The organism is Neorhizobium galegae, from assembly GCF_021391675.1.
Taxonomy (GTDB): Bacteria; Pseudomonadota; Alphaproteobacteria; order Rhizobiales; family Rhizobiaceae; genus Neorhizobium; species Neorhizobium galegae_B.
In genome coordinates, this window is record NZ_CP090095.1 from 1632881 (window position 1) to 1651477 (window position 18597).

14 protein-coding genes are annotated in these 18597 nt (G+C 62.4%); 4 read left to right on the forward strand and 10 right to left on the reverse strand.

The features are described from left to right. The first annotated feature begins 287 nt into the window (after positions 1-287). On the forward strand, positions 288-3785 hold the full coding sequence (dnaE, locus tag LZK81_RS08170; RefSeq protein ID WP_233955784.1) for a DNA polymerase III subunit alpha: 3498 nt from the start codon (positions 288-290) through the stop codon (positions 3783-3785). A gap of 61 nt (positions 3786-3846) precedes the next feature. Here dnaE and LZK81_RS08175 read toward each other — a convergent pair whose 3' ends face one another. Both LZK81_RS08175 and LZK81_RS08180 read right to left on the reverse strand, forming a co-directional pair. Then, the gene (locus LZK81_RS08175; protein ID WP_233955786.1) at positions 3847-5232 is read right to left on the reverse strand and encodes a L,D-transpeptidase; all 1386 of its coding nucleotides are present in this window, start codon (positions 5230-5232) and stop codon (positions 3847-3849) included. A gap of 109 nt (positions 5233-5341) precedes the next feature. Then, positions 5342-6634 (reverse strand): DNA polymerase IV, encoded by a 1293-nt coding sequence (locus LZK81_RS08180; RefSeq protein WP_233955788.1) that lies wholly within the window; start codon positions 6632-6634, stop codon positions 5342-5344. Between the two features lie 77 nt (positions 6635-6711). Here LZK81_RS08180 and LZK81_RS08185 point away from each other — a divergent pair, with 77 nt between their 5' ends. Then, entirely contained in the window at positions 6712-7293 is a 582-nt protein-coding gene (locus LZK81_RS08185) for a GNAT family N-acetyltransferase (protein ID WP_326491508.1), read from the forward strand. A gap of 3 nt (positions 7294-7296) precedes the next feature. Here the strand turns inward: LZK81_RS08185 and LZK81_RS08190 are convergent, their stop codons facing one another. Together LZK81_RS08190 and LZK81_RS08195 are read right to left on the reverse strand one after the other, a co-directional pair. Further along, entirely contained in the window at positions 7297-7947 is a 651-nt protein-coding gene (locus tag LZK81_RS08190) for a hypothetical protein (protein WP_233955790.1), read from the reverse strand. Position 7948: 1 nt separating this feature from the next. Then, complete coding sequence (locus LZK81_RS08195) at positions 7949-8257, reverse strand: DUF3572 domain-containing protein (RefSeq protein WP_046605486.1); 309 nt, start codon at positions 8255-8257, stop codon at positions 7949-7951. A gap of 132 nt (positions 8258-8389) precedes the next feature. Between LZK81_RS08195 and LZK81_RS08200 the strand changes: the two genes are divergently transcribed. Both LZK81_RS08200 and LZK81_RS08205 read left to right on the forward strand, forming a co-directional pair. Further along, a complete protein-coding gene (locus LZK81_RS08200; RefSeq protein WP_038542024.1) occupies positions 8390-8761 on the forward strand; it encodes a response regulator in 372 nt (123 codons plus the stop codon). A gap of 16 nt (positions 8762-8777) precedes the next feature. After that, on the forward strand, positions 8778-10148 hold the full coding sequence (locus LZK81_RS08205; RefSeq protein ID WP_046605485.1) for a PleD family two-component system response regulator: 1371 nt from the start codon (positions 8778-8780) through the stop codon (positions 10146-10148). 776 nt (positions 10149-10924) lie between these two features. On the opposite strand, the gene rpmG is transcribed toward LZK81_RS08205, so the two are convergent. From rpmG to topA, 6 genes are all read right to left on the reverse strand, one after another. Further along, positions 10925-11092 (reverse strand): 50S ribosomal protein L33, encoded by a 168-nt coding sequence (gene rpmG, locus LZK81_RS08210; protein WP_003547442.1) that lies wholly within the window; start codon positions 11090-11092, stop codon positions 10925-10927. A gap of 91 nt (positions 11093-11183) precedes the next feature. Then, positions 11184-12368, reverse strand: a complete 1185-nt coding sequence (locus tag LZK81_RS08215; RefSeq protein WP_046605484.1) for an MFS transporter — start codon at positions 12366-12368, stop codon at positions 11184-11186. Positions 12369-12378: 10 nt separating this feature from the next. After that, complete coding sequence (locus LZK81_RS08220) at positions 12379-13065, reverse strand: NUDIX domain-containing protein (protein ID WP_418936480.1); 687 nt, start codon at positions 13063-13065, stop codon at positions 12379-12381. Next, entirely contained in the window at positions 13062-13514 is a 453-nt protein-coding gene (locus LZK81_RS08225; protein ID WP_233955792.1) for a DUF983 domain-containing protein, read from the reverse strand. Before LZK81_RS08225 ends, LZK81_RS08220 begins: the two co-directional genes overlap by 4 nt. Before the next feature lie 2 nt (positions 13515-13516). Continuing rightward, positions 13517-15871 (reverse strand): ribonuclease R, encoded by a 2355-nt coding sequence (rnr, locus tag LZK81_RS08230; RefSeq protein ID WP_418936481.1) that lies wholly within the window; start codon positions 15869-15871, stop codon positions 13517-13519. Further along, positions 15868-18549 carry a type I DNA topoisomerase gene (topA, locus tag LZK81_RS08235; protein WP_233955794.1) on the reverse strand — a complete coding sequence of 894 codons (2682 nt, stop codon included), beginning with the start codon at positions 18547-18549 and terminating at the stop codon, positions 15868-15870. Before topA ends, rnr begins: the two co-directional genes overlap by 4 nt. Positions 18550-18597: the final 48 nt, after the last annotated feature.

Sequence of the window (18597 nt, forward strand, 5' to 3'; positions counted from 1 at the left end):
GGATATCGAGGTATGTTTGTTTCCGGTCTGTTCTTTTATTGACTCCCAAACAAAATGAGAACAAATTAAAAACATAAGAGAACACGGGAGACGACGATGACTGACCTGCTTCGTGACATTGCCGCATTCGCTTCCATCGCCACCTTCGTGGCCAGCCTCTCCATGATCATGATGGCCATGTGATCCGGCCCCTCGGCCGAAAGGCGTTGAGGGGGGAAATCCGAACTGGACTCTCAAGTCCCTGCGCCGGACAATAGCCTGATTCATGAGATGGATATGGCGCAGACATGGCAGATACAGCGGACGTAAAATCGGGATCGGAAAAGCTGGGGACCACCCCTCAATTCGTTCACCTTCGCGTCCATTCCGCCTATTCGCTTCTGGAAGGCGCGCTGCCGCTCAAGAAGATCCTCTCGAAGGCAATCGCGGACAATCAGCCCGCGATCGCGATAACCGATACCAACAATCTCTTCGTTGCGCTGGAATTCGCCCAGAAGGCGATCGGCGACGGCCTACAGCCGATCATTGGCTGCCAGCTTTCGATCGACATGGAAGACCAGTCCGACGAGCGCCGTAACAGCCACCAGCAGCTCGCCAAGCTGCCGACGATCGTCGTGCTCGCGGCGAATGCCGTCGGTTACGAACGGCTCGTCGACCTGATCAGCCGCGCCTATCTCGGCGACGAGGGGCATCAGTCCATCCATATCAGCCGCTCCTGGCTGGAGGACGGCGGCACAGAAGGCCTGATCGCCCTGACCGGCGCCGGCACCGGTCCGGTCGACGTGGCCCTGAAGGAAGGCAATGCCACGCTTGCCGAAGCAAGGCTCCTGAAACTCAAGGAGATCTTCGGCGACCGGCTTTATGTCGAACTGCAGCGCCATGGCGCCTACGACCGGCGCCACGAGCACAAGATCGTCACGCTCGCCTACGACCACGACATGCCGCTGGTCGCGACCAACGAGGCCTTCTTTCCCACCAAGGCCGATTACGATGCCCATGATGCGCTGATGGCGGTCGCTCACAACGCGATCGTCTCGGACGATACCCGTTTCCGCCTGACGCCGGACCACTATCTGAAAAGCCGTGCCGAGATGGCGAAGCTGTTCGCCGACCTGCCGGAGGCGCTCGAAAACACGGTCGAGATCGCGCGGCGCTGCTCCTTCGTGCTGAAGACCCGCAATCCGATCCTGCCGCGCTTCACCGGCGCCACCGACGATCCGGCGGAAGCCGAGCGCGCCGAGGCGGAGGAGCTGCGCCGCCAGTCCGTCGAAGGGCTCGAGGAGCGTATCGCGACGCTCGGCATGACGCTCGGTTATACCGAGCAGGACTACCGCGAGCGGCTGGACTTCGAGCTCAGCGTCATCGAGAAGATGAAGTTCCCGGGCTACTTCCTGATCGTTGCCGACTTCATCAAATGGGCGAAACAGCAGGGCATTCCGGTAGGCCCCGGCCGAGGCTCGGGTGCGGGCTCGCTGGTCGCTTATGCGCTGACCATTACCGACGTCGATCCGCTGCGCTTCTCGCTTCTGTTCGAACGCTTCCTCAATCCCGACCGCGTCTCGATGCCGGACTTCGACATCGACTTCTGCCAGGATCGCCGCGAAGAGGTGATCCGTTACGTGCAGCAGAAATACGGCCGCGAGCAGGTGGCGCAGATCATCACCTTCGGTTCGCTGCAGGCGCGCGCCGCCCTGCGCGACGTCGGCCGCGTGCTCGAAATGCCCTATGGCCAGGTCGACAAGATCTGCAAGCTGGTGCCGAACAACCCGGCCAACCCGACCCCGCTGTCGAAGGCGATCGAGGAGGATCCGAAATTTCAGGAGGAGGCCGACAAGGAACCGGTCGTCGCACGCCTCCTCGATATCGCCCAGAAGATCGAAGGCCTCTACCGCCACGCTTCGACCCACGCCGCAGGCATCGTCATCGGCGACCGGCCGCTGTCGAAGCTGGTGCCGATGTACCGCGACCCGCGCTCGGACATGCCGGTCACCCAGTTCAACATGAAGTGGGTGGAGCAGGCCGGCCTCGTAAAGTTCGACTTCCTCGGCCTGAAGACGCTGACAGTCTTGAAGACGGCCGTCGATTTCTGCCGCAAGCGCGGCATCGAGATCGATCTGGCCATGATCCCGCTCGACGACACCAAGACCTACGAGATGCTCTCGCGCGGCGAGACGGTCGGCGTGTTCCAGGTGGAAAGTGCCGGCATGCGCAAGGCGTTGATCGGCATGCGGCCGGACTGCATCGAGGACATTATCGCGCTCGTGGCGCTTTATCGTCCGGGCCCGATGGAGAACATTCCCACCTACAACGCCCGCAAGCACGGCGAGGAGGAGATCGAGTCGATCCATCCGATGATCGATCATCTCCTGAAGGAAACCCAAGGGGTTATCGTCTACCAGGAGCAGGTCATGCAGATCGCCCAGGTGCTGTCGGGCTATTCGCTCGGCGAGGCCGACCTGCTGCGCCGCGCCATGGGCAAGAAGATCAAGGCGGAAATGGACCAGCAGAGCGAACGCTTTGTCGATGGCGCCATCAAGAACGGCGTCTCCAAGCCGCAGGCCAACAACATCTTCGAACTGCTCGCCAAGTTCGCGAACTATGGTTTCAACAAATCGCACGCTGCGGCCTACGCGATCGTCTCCTACCAGACGGCCTTCATGAAGGCGCATTACCCGGTCGAGTTCCTCGCCGCGTCGATGACCTACGATATGTCGAACAGCGAGAAGCTCAACGACTTCAGGCAGGATGCGGGCCGCCTCGGCATCGCGGTCATCCCGCCGTCGGTGCAGACCTCGTTCCGGCAGTTCGAGACCGGCGACAACAGGATCTATTATGCGCTGGCCGCCATCAAGGGCGTCGGCGAGTCGGCGGTCGACCACATCACCGAAGTGCGCGGCGACGTGCCGTTTGCCAGCATCGAGGATTTCTGCCTGCGGATCGATCCGAAACAGGTCAACCGCCGCGTCATGGAAAGCCTGATCTCGGCGGGTGCCTTCGATTGTTTCGGCCGCGACCGCGCCGAGCTCAGCGCCGGTCTCGACCGCATCATCGGTTATGCGCAGCGTGCGCAAGGGGAGAAGGTCAGCGGCCAGCACGACATGTTCGGCTCATCCTCCGCTTCCGGGCCGGAAACGTTGATCTTCCCGTCGTTTACGCCGTGGATGCCGTCCGAAATGCTGATGCGCGAATATCAGGTTCTCGGTTTCTATCTGTCCGCCCACCCGCTGGATGCCTATGCGAGTGTGCTTGCGAAGATGCGCGTCCAGAATTTCGCGGATTTTTCGGCGGCCGTGAAACAGGGCGCCACCGCCGGCCGGCTGGCCGGAACGGTGACCGGCAAGCAGGAGCGCAAGACCCGCACCGGCAACAAGATGGGCATCGTCACCTTCTCGGATGCGACCGGCCAGTTCGAGGCGGTTCTGTTCTCGGAAGGGCTGGCGCAATATCGCGACCTGCTGGAGCCCGGCAAGTCGCTGGTCATCACCGTGCAGGCGGAGGAGCGGCCGGAAGGCATCGGCCTGCGCATCCAGACCGCGCAGTCGCTCGAGGAGAAGTCGGTGCAGATGCAGAAGGCGCTGCGCGTCTTCGTGCGCGATTCAGGCCCGATGCGCGCCGTTGCCCGGCATCTCAACGCGAGAGGCGACGGGCTCGTATCCTTCGTCATCATCAAGGATGACGGCAAGCGGGAGATCGAGGTGGAGCTGACGGAGAAATACCGCATCTCGCCGGAAATCGCCGCGGCGCTGCGGACAGCGCCGGGCGTTCTCGATGTCGAGCTGGTCTAACGCATGTCGCGCAAAAGTGTGCAGCGGTTTTGCGATAAAGACATGCGTAGAAACAAGGGCCTCAGTAGAGGCCGTAGGCGCGGGGCTTCGCCGCCGTCCGCCGCTGGCTGATCGGCTGCGGCCTTGTGATGGAGGCCTGTGCTTCAGCCACCCGCTGCACCGGCTGGGTGACGGTGATGAAATCGGTGCCGTCGCCGGTATCCTGGCCGATGCCCTGATCGTTGATCGTCAGAGACGAGCCGTCGCTGATCAGCGTTTCGATCCGGTCGCGGATATCGGCCGGGATCTCGATGCGGGCGAGGGCCTGCGCGGCGGCGCCTGGTGCATAGGGATCGTCGGCGACCGTGATCTCGAGCCGCTGCTTCATCGCAGCGCTGAGGCCGTTGGGAACCGTTACGCTGTGCCATTCGGCCGTCTCTTCCTTGCGCTCGACCTTGTCGACGCTGAAGAAATGCGTGCCGAGCGCGATTTCGGGATCCTTGATGCCGACCGGAGCCTCGAACAGCGGCTGGAAATTCTGGCGCACCATGATCTGGCCCATCGGCGGGCGCGGCTTGCCGGCGGTCTCGTACAGGGAGGCCAGGAATTCCGGCGTCACCAGCGCGCCCTTGGGCGAAAGGTTCTTCCAGCGCTTGAACCCGGCAATCGCGCTGCGCGTCATCGGTCCGGCGAACCCGTCGCCGCCGCCGGTGTCGAAACCCAGCTGCTGCAGCAGGATCTGGGCGTCCATCAGCGTCTCGCGATCGCCTCGGCGAGTGATGAGGATACGCAGCGGCGCGACGTCTTCCGTCGCGGCAGCGGCCGGCTTGGTCGTCGCCGGCCCCGCGTCGGTCGTCGGATGGACGATCGACGGGTTGTTCGGAACTAGGTTCATCGCCACTTCGACCGGCTTGGAACCGACCGGTTTGGAGCTGCTGCCGATCGACGAGGTCCTGAGCTGCACGTCGGAAAGCAGCGGCCCGGTCGGCAGCGGCTTGCGCGGCAGGAACAGGTTGGCGCTCTCGATCAGTTGCGGCACCACCGGCGCATCGGTGATGATCACATGCGCGCCGCGCTCGGTCATCTGGAAGAGCGATTTGGCAAACGCGCCCGGCATGCGCACGCAGCCATGCGAGGCCGGATAGTTCGGCACGCTGTTCGACTCGTGAAGCGCGATGCCAGACCAGGTCAGGCGCTGCATCCACGGCATGGGCGCGTTCGAATAGAGGTTGGATTCGTGATATTTCTGCTTTTCGAGGACCGAAAAGATGCCGCTCGGCGTGGTGTGGCCGTCTTTGCCGGTCGACACCTTCGAGGTGGTCACGACATTTTCCCCGTCATAGACGACGAGCGACTGCTTGTCCTTGGAAACGATGATTTGCAGCGTGCGGGCACCTTCCGCAAAAGCCGCATGCGACAGCATGGTCGCAGACAAAAGACCTAACCCGAACACCAGGCGACGCAACATGACCGACCCCATACGCAATACATGGACCGGCACATTAGCGTAGGAGGTTTAAGGAAGGTTATCCGCGGCGCGAGTAGTTTTAACGTTATGGTTAATAACGGATCACATTTCATTGATCCCGGCGGCGGCTTCCGAAAGTATATCCGGTCTCGACCGCGGCCTTGCCGAACTTGTCGCGCAGCTTGTCCATCGCCGCTTCCGCGGCCGCGCGGCGGCCGGCCTGGCGGTCGACGAGGTCGGGCGGATCGGCAAGCGTCGGGTCGCCGAGATCGGTGACACCGATGCCCAGTAGGCGGAATTTCGTGCCGTCGGTCTCGCGTTCCATCAGCGACAGACCGGTGCGGAAAATGCGGTCGGCGAGCTGCGTCGGGTCCTCCAGCCGCTTGTTGCGGGTGCGGCTCTTGAAATCGGCGGTCTTCAGCTTGAGAACGACGGTCTGCCCGGCGATGCCATGTTTCTTCAGCCGCGCCGAAACCTTTTCGGAAAGCCGGCGCAGGATCGGCACTAGGTCGTCGTAACGAGATATGTCGTCGAAGAAGGTTGTCTCGGCCGAAACGCTCTTCGCGGCGTCGTTTATATGCACTTCGCGATCGTCGATGCCGCGCGAAAGCCGATAGAGCCGCTGGCCCATCGTGCCGTAGCGGCGCATCAGGTCGGCCTCCTGCATCGTCTGGAGCTGGCCGATCGTGCGGATGCCGTCCGCCTCCAGCGTCGCGTTGAACGCCTTGCCGACGCCCCAGATGGTGGTGACCGGCCGCGCCGCCAGGAATTCCAGCGCCTCCTCCTGGCCGATCACCGAAAAGCCGCGTGGCTTCTGAAGATCCGAGGCGACCTTGGCGAGAAACTTGCAATAGGAGAGGCCGACCGAAACGCTGATGCCGATCTCGTCCTGCACCCGCTTGGCGAACTTGGCGAGAATTCGCGCCGGCGGGGCGTGGTGCAGCCGTTCGGTGCCGGCGAGTTCGAGGAAGGCCTCGTCAATCGACAGCGGCTGAACCAGCGGCGTCAGATCGTGCATCATGGCGCGCACCTGCCGCCCGACGGTCACATATTTCTCCATGTTCGGCGGGATCACGACGGCATCCGGGCAGAGTTCCAGCGCCTTGAACATCGGCATCGCCGAGCGCACGCCGTTGATGCGGGCGATATAACAGGCCGTCGAGACGACGCCGCGCTTTCCGCCGCCGATGATCACCGGCTTGTCGGCGAGTTCCGGATTGTCGCGTTTTTCGATCGTCGCGTAGAAGGCGTCACAATCGATATGCGCCAGCGTCAGCGCGTAGAGTTCCTTGTGATAGACGAGGCGCGGGCTGCCGCAGGCGCGGCAACGGCGCACTTCCGCCTTCTGCTCCGCAAGGCAGTCGCGACAGAAGCCGGGTGTCTTGTCAGGCGTAGGCGTCATGGCAGAGAACAAAGATTGAACACTGCGACGTTAAGGCCTAAGCTCGTGAGTCACAAGGGAGCGCGGAGAGGTTTGACGTGGATATCGATCTTCGTTTCGAGCCTGTGACGGCGGAGCGCTGGAAGGATTTCGAAATGCTGTTCGGTGCCCAGGGCGCCTTCTGTCACTGTTGGTGCGTCGCGTTGCGCCTGCCCCATGCGGTGCGCACGAAGATGCAGCCGCAGGAGCGGAAGGACCATATCCGGGGCCGCATAGCTGCCGGTCCGCCACCCGGCATTCTGGCCTATTCGGAGAGTGAACCGGTGGCCTGGGTGCAGGTGGGACCGCGCCACGACGTGCCGCAGTTCAATTCGCCGCGCACCGTTTCGCGCCCGCTGGAGGAGGCGGATGCAGCCAATCCTTCTGTCTGGGCGGTCAGCTGTTTTTTCCTAAAGCCGAAGCTCAGGGGCAAGGGACTGAGCCACCGTCTGCTGTCCGGCGCAGTGGAATACGCTCGGCTTATGGGAGCGCGTTTCGTCGATGCCTGTCCGATCGATCACGTGAAGCAGTCGAAATCGGTGACGTTGTGCATCGGCTCGACGGCGATCTTCGACGCAGCCGGCTTCGGCGTGGTGGAGCGCCGCAAGGACGGACGGCCGCTGATGCGGCTGGAACTTTAGATGTCAGGCGGCTTTGGGCTGGATATGGCTACGGATCAGCTCGGCGGCATGACCCCAGTCGGTTGCCCGGACGATGCCTTCGGCGGGTTTCGGCGCAAGCAGATGCAAGGGCGAGTCGGGCATCATGTGGAGGAGGAGGCACTCAGTGACATGATCCCGTACCGAGTGAAGATTGTGCGCCATGTCGTCGATAAAGACGGAAGGCAGGGGGCGCCCGGCATGCAGGCGCTGCATGATCGGTCCCTTCGGCTCTTCGCTGGCGATCATCGGGAAGGTGAGGCCGATCTGGTCGAGAAGCCGGCGGCGGTGCTCCCGATAACGCGGCGGCATCGCGGTGAGGAACACGACGTCGGCATCCTGCGACAGCGTTTCGAGCGTCTGAACGACCAGGTCGGTGGGGATCTGCCAGTTTTCCTGGGCCTCGAAGAAAGCCTCGATCAGCCGGCGCACATCAGGGTGCTCGAGCGCGATCTGGGTCTCGATGGAGACGATATTGCCGGTGAGCCGGAACGAGCGCGGCAGCAGTTCATGACCTTCGCCGCGCAGAAAGTCCTGGAAAGGGGCAACGAAATGCAGCACCACGTCGTCGACATCGCAGACGACGAGCGGCCGGTCGCCGAGGCGCACATGGGAAAGGTCGAGGATCTCGGTCATCTCAATAATCGCCGGAATCGAGCCCGGGGCCGGAATAGTGATGCGAGGCTGCTGCCACGGCTTCAGGCTTTGTATCCGTCGCCTCGCAGAAGGCCAGCAGCGTCGGCTCATGCCCCATCAGGAAATCGATCATGCCGGCGAGAAAGCCCGGATCGTTTACCGCATTGCGCATCTGGTTGGGCTGTACGCCGGAAAGGGCGAGGAATCGGCCCAGCATGTCGGGTTCGTTGGCGAGCCATCCGAGAATGGCGGCCGCGGTCTCTTCCGCCTGGGGTCTGCCGTTTCGAGTATTACCGGGGTCGCGCCGCATTGTCCGCCGAGTTACCTCTTTTTCAACTAAATGGCTTTACCGTGCCTGATAGGCGCTCTGTGGAATCGGCCGTTCCGGGAGCTTATATACTGAAGGCACTCATGCAAGCCGGGATTTAAGGAACGGATCGCTATGCCCAAACGGGTCATGATCGTCGAGGACAACGAGCTGAACATGAAGCTCTTCCGCGACCTGATCGAAGCATCGGGATACGATACCATCCAGACCCGCAACGGTATGGAAGCACTTGATCTTGCACGAAAATATCGCCCAGACCTGATTTTGATGGACATCCAGTTGCCCGAGGTTTCGGGTCTGGAAGTCACCAAGTGGCTGAAGGAAGACGATGAACTGCACGTCATTCCGGTGATCGCGGTGACCGCCTTTGCCATGAAGGGCGACGAGGAACGCATTCGCCAGGGCGGTTGCGAGGCCTACGTCTCGAAACCCATCTCGGTGCCGAAGTTTATCGAGACAATTAAAACATATCTCGGCGACGCGTGAAAACGGGACGGACCTCATGACGGCGCGGATACTGGTAGTCGACGATATTCCGGCGAATGTGAAGCTGCTCGAAGCGAGGCTTCTGGCTGAATATTTCGACGTCCTGACCGCCGACGACGGCTACAAGGCGCTGGCGATCTGCGACAGCACGCATGTGGACCTGATCCTGCTCGACATCATGATGCCCGGCATCGACGGTTTCGAAGTCTGCGAGCGGCTGAAGGCCAATCCGCGCACCGCCCATATTCCGGTCGTCATGGTCACCGCGCTCGACCAGCCTTCGGACCGCGTGCGCGGCCTGAAGGCCGGCGCCGACGACTTCCTGACCAAGCCCGTCAACGACCTGCAGCTCATTTCGCGCGTGAAAAGCCTGGTGCGGCTGAAGACGCTCAGCGACGAGCTGCGCATCCGCGCCGACACCGCCAGCAATATCGGGCTGGAAGACATGCTCAAGGGTGCCGACGGCCGCGAAGAGACGGCCCAGGTCCTGCTCGTCGATGGCCGCGCGAGCTCGCAGGAGCGCATCATCAAGGCGTTGAAGCCTGTTGCCGGCGTCATTGCCATGTCCGATCCGCAGGCAGCACTTTTCGAGGCGGCGGAGAGCCCGGTCGATCTGGTGATCGTCAACGCCAATTTCGACGAATACGATCCGCTGAGGCTCTGCTCGCAGCTGCGCTCGTTGGAGCGCACTCGCTTCCTGCCGCTGCTGCTGGTGACCGAAATGGGCGCCGACGATTTGATCGTGCGTGCGCTCGACCTCGGCGTCAATGACTATATCGTCCGGCCGATCGATCCGAACGAACTGGTGGCCCGCGTGCTCACCCAGATCAAGCGCAAGCGCTACAACGATCGCCTGCGCATGAGTATGCGCCAGACCATCGAGCTTGCCGTCACCGACGGGCTGACTGGCCTCAGCAACCGGCGTTATCTCGACAATCACCTCAAGGTTCTGTTTAACCGGGCTGCCGCACGCTCCCGGCCGCTGTCCGTCTGCATCACCGATATCGACCGCTTCAAGTCGGTCAACGACGCCTACGGTCACGATGCCGGCGACGAGGTGCTGAGGGAGTTTGCAGCCCGCGTCCGCTCGACCGTCAGGGGAGCCGATCTTGCCTGCCGTTACGGGGGTGAGGAATTCGTGGTCGTCATGCCCGATACCGACGCTACGTCGGCGGCCGTGATTGCCGAACGGCTGCGCAGTATCATCGAGAGCCAGCCGTTCCATCTGAAGACGGCCGGTATCATGCTCAATATCACCGCCTCGCTCGGCCTTGCCTGCAGCACGCAGGGCGCCGAAACGCCGGAGCAGCTCCTGAAGCAGGCCGATCGCGCGTTGTACGAAGCGAAAAACGGCGGGCGCAACCGGGTGGTTGCCGCAGCCGCGTAGAGAATCAGCAGATCCTGAAATTCCTCTCCGCCTTCGCCGAACGGCGAAAACACCGAGAAAAAAGCATCCGGTCCCCAGTTATTTTTGAGTGGAACCCAACTTTTTGCAGGTGCTAATTAATGGAAGAATTTCATGAACAGCCGTCAGTTAATGGGACTGCTGCAGCGCATCCCAGAAATTTCGAATGTATCCGCGCACTCTCAGATTTGCTGACAGAGAATAGCTATTGGTATTGGCTTTAAGTTTTTTGCATACCTGAGAAGATAGACAGTGCTCGCCAAGGATGTGCTTGAAACTTGGAAGGCCTTTCTAAGGGCTAGATCAAAGTAAGCGCATGAGGCGCCGGGAATAACTTTGGATTTATGCCAGAAAAAACGGAAAAATATGAGTAGCGGCCGCCGATTTTAACCAACAACAGTGAAGGATTCGGTTCGAGATTAAGATTGTGTTGATTTTCTTTTCGTTTTGCGCAATTTTGGCCGCGACCAGACAGTGTACCCGAAATGGTACATAGATACCCCATGATGCTCAGGTCCGCCGCATCTCCTGGGTCGTGGGGTCGGTCGACTGGCAGGCATACCAAAGCGGTTCCTCGTGCCGTGATTGCAGGCTGGTCGACCCCCATTTGAAAGCGCCGCTTCCAGGCCTCTGGAGCGGCGCTTTTCCATTTCTACGCAACCTGTCGTATTGTGGATCACCCCGGCAGGGTGAGGCCCAAAAGAAAAGGCGCCTAGCCTTATCGGCCGGCGCCTTTCGAAAACCCTCGGATCAAGGCCTTACTTGATCTTGGTTTCCTTGAATTCAACGTGTTTCTTGGCGACCGGGTCGTACTTGGTCTTGGTCATCTTGTCGGTCATCGTGCGGCTGTTCTTCGTGGTGACGTAGAAGAAACCGGTGTCAGCCGTCGACAGCAGCTTGATCTTGATGGTCGTAGCTTTCGCCATGGTGTTCTGCCTCTAAGAAAAAATGAAGCCGCGGACGCGGGTTGGGTCCACGGCGAAATCTGGCGCGAAATTACAAATCGCGCCCGAAAAGTCAACTCCGTTTTGACCGGAAAAGCATTCGGCAGATGGAAACCAGCACATAGAAGCCGAAGAATCCCGCCAATGCCCAGGCAAAACCGTCATTGCCGGCGATATCGATGGCCGCGCCGATGCCCTGCGGGCCGGCAACCGTACCGACCGCATAACAGAAGATGAAGGCTGCGTTGGCGGCGGCGAGGTCGGCTCCGCTGAGCCGCGATCCGAGATGCGCCAGGCCAACGGTATAGAGGCCGGAGACGCAACCGCCCCAGAAGAACAGGACCACGGCCATCATGATCCAGTTCTGGATCAGGAAGGGCAGTGCAAGCGATCCCGCGACGCCCAGCACCGCCATGGCGGTCAGCAGTGGCCGCCGATCCCTCAGCTTGTCGGAATAGAGGCCGAGCGGGATCTGGAAGGCCATATTGCCGATGCCCATCACCGTCAGCAGCAGCGCGGCCTGCTGCTCGGTCAGCGCCGAACGAATCGCATAGATCGGGAACAGTGACAGCCCGCCCGCCGAAACCGCGCCGAAGGCGAATACCGCCGCCGTCGCTGTCGGAACGAGGAAGATGTAGTGGAAGAAGTGCCGGTCCGGCTTGGTGTCCAGCACGGGGCTTTCATTGCGGGCGATGAAGATCGGGATGATCGCCAGCATGATGATGGCCGCGCCGACCAGGAAGGGCAGGACGCCGTCGCTGCCGAGCGCGGAGAAGAGCAGGGGGCCGATCGCGAAGCCGATGGCGAGCACCGTGGCATAGATGCCGAGAACGAGCCCACGGCGTCGTGGAGGGGCCGCCTCGTTGATCCAGAATTCCGACAGGATGAACAGCGTCGTCGTCGCGCCGTGGAAGGTGAAGCGCAGCGGGAACCACATCCAGAAGGCATCCGCGTAATAAAAGCCGATGGCGCTGATGGCAGCGACGAGCACCGCGAACATCATGGTTCGCGCCACGCCGCAGTCGTGGGCGATCTTCGTGGTGATCGGCGCGGCGGCCATGGAGGCGACGCCGGCCATGGCGGCGTTGAGGCCGATCAGGGTGGAGGAAATGCCGCGCTTTTCAAGAATGATGCTGAGGAGCGGCAGGCCGAGGCCGATGGCGATGCCCACTGCACTGATGGCGGATATGGCGGCGATCAGCGATGGCCAGTGAATCTTGTCGACATGGCCGTTGGCGTCTGTCGTCGGCTGAGCCATTCAATATTCCTTACAGTCGGCTGCGGACGAATCGTCCATGACGCATGAAGTAGAAGGACACCGGGCTTCCAAACGGTAAAGAAGGATCGGATGCCATCAGGTTTTTCACGTCCTCCAGAACCGCCTGCGTGATGCGCGGGAGTTTCAGACCCGAAAGTCCGGCAATGTCAAGCCAGCGCACGTCCTGAAGTTCGCTTGAGTCGCCCAGGCGCGTCATGTCGAAGAGAGTTTCGTCGGCAAAGGTGAGAAAGAAGCGCGTGTCGTAGCGCCGGACATTGCCCGGCGGCGTGATGGCGCGGGCGACGTAGCGCAGGCGGGAAAGGTCGGCGGAGCTGTCGCCGGCAAGCCCGGTCTCCTCCCGGAGTTCCCTGAGGGCCGCGAGCGCCAGTGCCCGGGCGCGGGCCGAGGTCATGCGGGCCGTGGTGCCTGCCGCCAGCTTTTCGAAAACGAGCGGGTCGAGGTCGGCGCCGAAGGGAAGGGCATGGTCGCGAGCATCGCGCTTGCCGCCCGGAAACACGTAGACGTCCGGCATGAAGACATGGCCGCTGCCGCGCCGGCCCATGAGGACCCGGGGAGCCACCTCCGAGCGATCGATCAGGATCAGAGAAGCTGCGTCCTTGGGCGTCACGCCGGCGATGCGCGCATGCTTCGGCGCGTCCATCGCGAACGGAGCCTGTTCCTCGGCAGACGATGTCATGCGATCGGTCCGCCCCGGCCCGGATCGACGGCTTCGTCGTCAGCGCCATTGAAGCCGTGCATCTTCAGTGCCCATTGGAAGCCGATGACGCCGCCCTTGATCGGCTGGATGGTCAGAAGCGCCGCGAGGATCGCCAGCGGCACCCAGATGGCGAGGTGCACCCAGGGCGAAACCCGCAGGACCGTGTCGGTCAGCATGTAGCCCGTCATCAGGACGTGACCGACGACGACGATGACGAGATAGGCCGGCAGGTCGTCGGCGCGGTGATGATGGATTTCCTCGCCGCAGACGGCGCAGGTTTCGACCGGTTTGAGGAAGGCCCGGAACAGGCGGCCGGTGCCGCAGGCAGGACAGGTGCAGAGCAAGCCCCGCTTGATGGAGCGGCCGAGCGGCCTTTCGGCCTCAGGCGCTGCACCATATCGGACGGTCTGTTCGCCCTGTTTCTGCATTGCTATCTCCTTCGGCCGCTCCGCGGAGGCCGCGTGCCGGGTTGCGTCCGGCCACGCCGCCCCGATTTGTGGAAGGAGCGGATCGCGGTCGGCAGTTTCTTGCCCTCGCTCAGCATTTCGAACTGAAGCGCGCCGGCAAGCGGGATGGCCTGTTTCAGCCGCACATCGACCGTATCGCCGATCTGGTAGCCGAGACCCGTCTTCTCTCCCGACAGCGCCTGATGCGCCTCGTCGTAGATGAAGTAGTCGTTGCCGAGGGTGGATATAGGTATGAATCCGTCCGCACCATAGGTCGGAAGCGAGACAAATAGTCCCGCCTTGGTGACGCCGGAGACGCGGCCGACGAATTCCTCGCCGATACGCTCGGAGAGGTGGTGGGCGATCAGCCGGTTGATCGTGTCGCGCTCGGCGGCCATCGCGCGGCGCTCGAAGGTCGAGATTTCGGCGGCGATATCGTCGAGTTGCGCCTCTTCGTCGGGCTTGATGCCGCCTTCGCCCAAGCCCAGCGAGCCAACCAGCGCACGGTGCACGATGAGGTCGGCGTAACGGCGGATCGGCGAGGTGAAATGCGCGTATTTCATCAGGTTGAGGCCGAAATGGCCGATATTCTCGGGGCTGTAGATCGCCTGGCTCTGGGAGCGCAGCACCATCTCGTTGACCATCACCTGGTGCGCGGTGCCCTCGGCCTTGGCGAGAATGCCGTTGAACGAGTTGGCGCGCATCTGGCCGCCCTTGGCCATCGGAATGCCCAATGTCGCGAGGAACTCGCGTAGCGTCTCCTGCTTGGCAAGCGAGGGCGTGTCGTGGATGCGGTAGATCAGCGCCTGGCGCTTCTTTTCCAGCGTCTCGGCGGCGGCGACGTTCGCCTGGATCATCATCTCTTCGATGAGCTTGTGCGCGTCGAGCCGTTCCGGAACGTGCACGCGATCGACGGTGCCGTCGGGCTTCAGCAGGATCTTGCGCTCCGGCATGTCGAGTTCGAGCGGCTGGCGGCGGTCGCGACCGCGCTTCATGACCTCATAGGCGTGCCAGAGGGGCTTCAGGATCGGCTCGAGCAGCGGTCCGCTCTTGTCGTCCGGCTTGCCGTCGATCGCCGCCTGGGCCTGTTGATAGGAGAGCTTGGCGGCACTCTTCATCATGATCCGGTGGAAGGTATGGCCGGCCTTGCGGCCCTCCTTCGAGAAGACCATGCGGACGGCCAGTGCGGGCCGGTCCTCGCCTTCGCGCAGCGAGCAGAGGTCGTTGGAGATGCGTTCCGGCAGCATCGGCACGACCCGGTCGGGGAAATAGACAGAATTGCCGCGCTTCAGCGCCTCGCGGTCGAGCGGAGAGCCGGTGCGGATATACCAGGAGACATCGGCGATCGCGACGGTGACGATGACGCCGTCCAGATTGTCGGGCGAGGGGTCGAGCTCGGCATAGACAGCGTCGTCATGGTCCTTGGCATCGGCCGGGTCGATGGTGATCAGCGGCAGCGAACGCCAGTCCTCGCGCTGCGCCATGGTCGCGGGCTTCGCCGCTTCGGCCTCGTCCATCACCTGTTTCGGGAAGATATGCGGAATGCCGTGCGAATAGACGGCGATCATCGAGATCGCCTTTTCCGAGCCGATCGTGCCGACGATCGACAGAACCCGGGCGCGGGGCAGGCCGAAGCGGCCGGAACGGACGACTTCCGTCTCGACCAGGTCGCCGTCCTTGGCCTCGCCGATATCGGCGGGCTCGATCACCATTTCCTCGCCGCGCCGGTCGATCGGCAGCAGGCGCAACTCGCCGTCGTCAAGCTTGTGGACGATGCCGAGCGAAGCGCCGCGGCGCTTGTCGATGATCTTGATGACACGGGCGGTGTAGGCGGGGCCGCTGCGGTCCTTGTTGGGGAAGATCTTTGCCAGCACCCGGTCGTTGAGACCTGCGGCAGTCACCCTGCCTTTGCCGCGACTGTCCGACGACTGGCGGATGAGCACCGCAGGCGCGGCACCCAGTTCCTCCGGCCATTCGGCCGGACGGCCGATCAGTTCGCCGTCCTTGTCACGGGTGGTAATGTCGAGAACGGTGACCGGCGGCAGCGCATCGGGACGGGTGAGCGACTTGCGGCTCTTCTTGAGAAGGCCTTCCTCCTCCAGCGTCCGCAGCAGGTCCTTCAGCTCGACGCGGGTGTCGCCCTTCAGCCCAAAAGCCTTGGCGATCTCCCGCTTCGAACCCTTGTCCGGGTTGTCGGCGATGAATTCGAGCAGGACATCGCGCGGCGGCACCGCACCGTGGATGATCACCGGCTTTTCCGTTGTGGAAGCGGTGTGGCCTCGGATGACTTTCTCGGGGCGTTTTCCCTGGTGTCTCGATCTGTCGCGCGGTTCTCTCACGTGCCCGTCTTCTTCGCCTTCGGTGCAGCTGCAGTCTTTTTCGCCGGGGCTTTAGCCTTCGCGGCCGTCTTGGCTTTCGGCGCCGCCTTCTTGGTATCGGTGGTTGCCTTGGCGGCGGCCTTCTTCGGCTTTGCCTTGGTCGAGGGTGCCTTGCCGCCCTTTTCGATGATGAAGGCCATCGCCTGTTCCATCGTCACCGATTGCGGGTCGAGCCCCTTCGGCAGCGTCGCGTTGATCTTGCCCCAGTTGACATAGGGGCCGTATTTGCCGTCGCGCACGGTGATCGTGCCGCCGTCCGGATGGTCGCCGAGTTCCTTCAGAGCCGCGGGCGCGCCGCGGGTGCGGCCACCGCCGGCCGCCACCTTGCTCTGCTTTTCGGCAAGCACGGTCACGGCGCGGTTGAGGCCGATCGAGAACACGTCCTCGATGCTTTCCAGATTGGCATAGCTGCCGTCATGCAGCAGGAACGGCCCGTAGCGGCCAAGCCCGGCCGAGATCATCTTGGCTGATTCCGGATGTTTGCCGACGTCGCGCGGCAGGTTGATCAGGGCGAGCGCCTTTTCGTGGTCGATATCCTCGGGCTTCCAGCCCTTCGGCAGCGACGAGCGCTTGGCTTCCTTGCCGTCACCGCGCTGAATATAGGGCCCGAACCGGCCCGAGCGCAGCGTCAGTTCCTCGCCCGTATGCGGATCGGCGCCAAGCGCCTTCGGTTCGCTGAGGGCGTTAGCCTCCGCATCCGCACCGCCTTCGGAGGAAAGCTGGCGGGTGAAATTGCAGTCCGGATAGTTCGAGCAGCCGACGAAGGCGCCGTATTTGCCGAGCTTCAGCGACAGGTTGCCGGTGCCGCAGACCTGGCAGATACGCGGATCGCTGCCGTCCTCCCGCTTCGGGAAGACCAGCGGCGCCAGCGTCTCGTTGAGCGCATCGAGCACGTTGGTGACACGCAGTTCCTTGGTGTCCTCGATCTGGGCGAAGAAATCCTGCCAGAATTCGCGCAGAACCTGCTTCCAGTCGAGTTCGCCGGCCGAGATCTTGTCGAGCTTTTCTTCCAGATCGGCGGTGAAGTCGTATTCCACGTATTTGGTGAAGAAGCTTTCGAGGAAGGCCGTCACCAGCCGGCCCTTGGAATGCGGGATCAGCTTGCGCTTGTCCATCGTCACATATTCGCGGTCGCTCAGCGTCTTCAGCGTCGCGGCATAGGTGGACGGCCGGCCGATGCCGAGCTCTTCCATCTTCTTGATCAGCGAGGCTTCCGAATAACGCGGCGGCGGCTCGGTGAAGTGCTGGCTGGCGTTCACCTTGTTCTTGTCGAGCTTTTCGCGCGCATTGATCTCGGGCAGGCGGCCATCTTCATCGTCGTCCTCGCCCTTTTCGGCGTCCTCGCGGCTGTCCACATAGGCGCCGAGGAAGCCGTCGAAGCGGATGACCGAGCCGACGGCGCGAAGGCCGGCCTTCTCGCCCTTGTTGTCGGCGAGGATCTCGACCGTGGTGCGCTCGATCTCGGCGGATGCCATCTGGCTGGCGATGCCGCGCTTCCAGACCAGCTCATAAAGACGGGCCTGGTCGGCATCGAGGTAGCGGCGCACCTGGTCCGGCGTGCGGTTGAAATCGGTCGGGCGGATCGCTTCGTGGGCTTCCTGGGCGTTCTTCGCCTTGGTGGAATAGAAGCGCGGCTTTTCCGGCAGGTAACGCTGTCCGAACTGGTCGACGATGGCGCTGCGGGCAGCATCGATCGCTTCCGGCGCCATCTGCACGCCGTCGGTACGCATATAGGTAATGAGACCGACCGTCTCGCCGCCGATATCGACGCCTTCATAGAGCTTCTGCGCCACCTGCATGGTGCGCGAGGCGTTGAAGCCGATATTCGAGGAGGCGGCCTGCTGCAGCGTCGAGGTGGTGAAGGGCGGTCCGGGATTGCGCTTGACGGGCTTTGCCTCGACCGTATCGACCAGATAGGTCGCGCCGTCGAGCAGCGCCTTCAGGCGGTTGGCATCCTCGCCGTTCTTGATCGAGCGGCCCTGCAGCCGCTTGCCGTCGGCAGACACGAGGCGCGCCTCGAACTCGTCGCCGCGCGGGGTGCGCAACAGTGCCGACAGGTTCCAGTATTCTTCCGAGATGAAACGCTCGATCTCCGACTCGCGGTCGCAGACGAGGCGCAGCGCAACCGACTGCACGCGGCCGGCCGAACGGGCACCCGGCAGCTTGCGCCACAGGACCGGCGAAAGGTTGAAGCCGACCAGATAATCGAGCGCGCGGCGGGCGAGATAAGCGTCGACCAGCGGCACGTCGATATCGCGCGGATTGGCCATCGCATCGAGCACGGCCTTCTTGGTGATGGCGTTAAAGACGACGCGCTTGACCGGCTTGTCGCCGATCACCTTCTTCTTTTTGAGAAGATCGAGCACGTGCCAGGAAATCGCTTCACCCTCGCGATCCGGGTCGGTTGCAAGGAACAGGGCGTCCGAGCCCTTCACGGCGTCGGAAATGTCCTTCATCCGCTTCTGGGACGCGGGATCGACCTCCCACAGCATTTCAAAGTCCTGATCGGGGAGCACGGACCCGTCCTTGGCCGGAAGATCGCGCACATGGCCGAAAGAGGCGAGAACCTTGTAGCCGGAGCCGAGATACTTGTTGATTGTCTTGGCTTTGGCAGGAGATTCTACAACGACAACATTCATTTTGCTTCTCTGCAATAGAGGCTTGGCCCGGCACCGTTGCGGTCCAGG

Coding starts and splice junctions, on each gene's coding strand:
- rpmG (WP_003547442.1), bottom strand. CDS start 11,092: ATGGCGAAAGCTACGACCATCAAGATCAAGCTGCTGTCGACGGCTGAC.
- LZK81_RS08195 (WP_046605486.1), bottom strand. CDS start 8,257: ATGCGGCGCGACCCCGGTAATACTCGAAACGGCAGACCCCAGGCGGAA.
- LZK81_RS08200 (WP_038542024.1), top strand. CDS start 8,390: ATGCCCAAACGGGTCATGATCGTCGAGGACAACGAGCTGAACATGAAG.
- LZK81_RS08215 (WP_046605484.1), bottom strand. CDS start 12,368: ATGGCTCAGCCGACGACAGACGCCAACGGCCATGTCGACAAGATTCAC.
- LZK81_RS08190 (WP_233955790.1), bottom strand. CDS start 7,947: ATGACCGAGATCCTCGACCTTTCCCATGTGCGCCTCGGCGACCGGCCG.
- LZK81_RS08225 (WP_233955792.1), bottom strand. CDS start 13,514: ATGCAGAAACAGGGCGAACAGACCGTCCGATATGGTGCAGCGCCTGAG.
- LZK81_RS08175 (WP_233955786.1), bottom strand. CDS start 5,232: ATGTTGCGTCGCCTGGTGTTCGGGTTAGGTCTTTTGTCTGCGACCATG.
- LZK81_RS08220 (WP_418936480.1), bottom strand. CDS start 13,065: ATGACATCGTCTGCCGAGGAACAGGCTCCGTTCGCGATGGACGCGCCG.
- topA (WP_233955794.1), bottom strand. CDS start 18,549: ATGAATGTTGTCGTTGTAGAATCTCCTGCCAAAGCCAAGACAATCAAC.
- dnaE (WP_233955784.1), top strand. CDS start 288: ATGGCAGATACAGCGGACGTAAAATCGGGATCGGAAAAGCTGGGGACC.
- LZK81_RS08180 (WP_233955788.1), bottom strand. CDS start 6,634: ATGACGCCTACGCCTGACAAGACACCCGGCTTCTGTCGCGACTGCCTT.
- LZK81_RS08205 (WP_046605485.1), top strand. CDS start 8,778: ATGACGGCGCGGATACTGGTAGTCGACGATATTCCGGCGAATGTGAAG.